This window comes from Aeromonas sp. 604176 (assembly GCF_049170755.1).
Taxonomy (GTDB): domain Bacteria; phylum Pseudomonadota; class Gammaproteobacteria; order Enterobacterales; family Aeromonadaceae; genus Aeromonas; species Aeromonas veronii_A.
In genome coordinates this window covers 1-1,347 of record NZ_JAAKNE010000253.1, presented here as the reverse complement: position 1 = coordinate 1,347, position 1,347 = coordinate 1, and the positions used below count along the sequence as shown (strand labels likewise).

At 62.1% G+C, this 1,347-nt stretch carries 1 protein-coding gene; it reads right to left on the bottom strand.

Annotated features, from left to right (window positions below):
• Nucleotides 1-1,347 (bottom strand): glycerol-3-phosphate 1-O-acyltransferase PlsB (plsB, locus tag G5358_RS21130; protein WP_421324886.1); only part of this gene is annotated, 1,347 nt, incomplete at both ends.

Below are 1,347 nucleotides of genomic sequence, written 5' to 3'. Positions count from 1 at the left end.
GGTGTGGATCAGGGTGCTGAACAGCTTCTGGTCGAAGAACTCGGGGGCGTTGATGCCGTGCAGGGTGCCGAGGCGCTCTGCCATCATCAGGCCGTCCGCCTCCAGCTGCTCCGCCTCGATATGAGGCTGGGCCAACACCCGGGTCAGCACGATGGCGTAGCGTTGCAGGGTCTCCTGAATGCTCTCCGCCAGCAGCAGCAGGCGCATCTGGTTGGCCGGATTGACCCAGTAGCCGTCATCGCGGGTCTCGATCAGTTGCTGGGTCTGCAGCGCGTCGAGCAGGCTGTCAACCAGCGCCGGTAGCTCCTCCTCTTCATAACGCAGGAACAGCTCGGTCTTGAGCAGCGGATAGATGTCGATGCAGCGGGCCATGATCTCGCTGCGGGAGATCCCCTCGCACCGTTCGATCAGTGCCGCTACCAGAGAGGGCATGGCAAACAGGTGAAGGATGTTGTTGCGGTAGTAGGTCAGCAGGATCGCCTGATAGCGGTCGAGACTGATGATCTGCCCCAGCTTGTCCTCGCTCACCTCGAACTTGTTGAGCTCCATCGCCTGATCCAGCAGGGTCTTGGCACCCTCATCCGGAATGGTGCTCTGCGGGCTGTAGGGCACCGCCTTGAGCAGATCCAGATAGGTGTTGAGCTGGGCCTGCAATTCGTCGCGGGTCAGGGCGTGGCGCTCGGCGGCCAGCAGCGCCAGCGCACTCAGGGTCAGGCCGTTGACCGCGGCCGCGCCGTTGATGCGGGTCATCAGCAGTTCGGCCAGATTGTTGACGGTGCCCGCCATCCACTCCGGACGCTCCTCTTCCCCGATGTGCTTTTTCCAGTCGGGGATATGTTCGCTCAGGTAGCTGTTGAGAGTCAGTGGCTCGCCGAAGTTGACGAAACCACGGCCGTAGTTGCGCAGCTTGCGCAGGATGCCGAGCACCTGCAGGAAGCTCTCCTTCTCCTTGCGACTGCCCTTGAGCTCGTTGTGGTAGGTGTTCACCTCCATCACGTGCTCGTAACCCAGATAGACGGGCACCAGAGTGACCGGCCTGTCCAGCCCGCGCATCATCGCCTGCAGGGTCATCGCCAGCATGCCGGTCTTGGGCGGTAGCAGACGGCCGGTACGGGAGCGACCGCCTTCGGTGAAGAACTCTACCGAGTAACCCTTGGCAAACAGCAGGTTGAGATATTCCCGGAATACCGTGCTGTAGAGCGGGTTGCCCTTGAAGGTGCGGCGAATGAAGAAGGCGCCGCCGTGGCGGAAAATCGGGCCCGCCGGCCAGAAGTTGAGGTTGATGCCCGCCGCGATATGGGGCGGCACCATCCCCTGGTGATAGATGACGTAGGAGAGCAGCAGGTA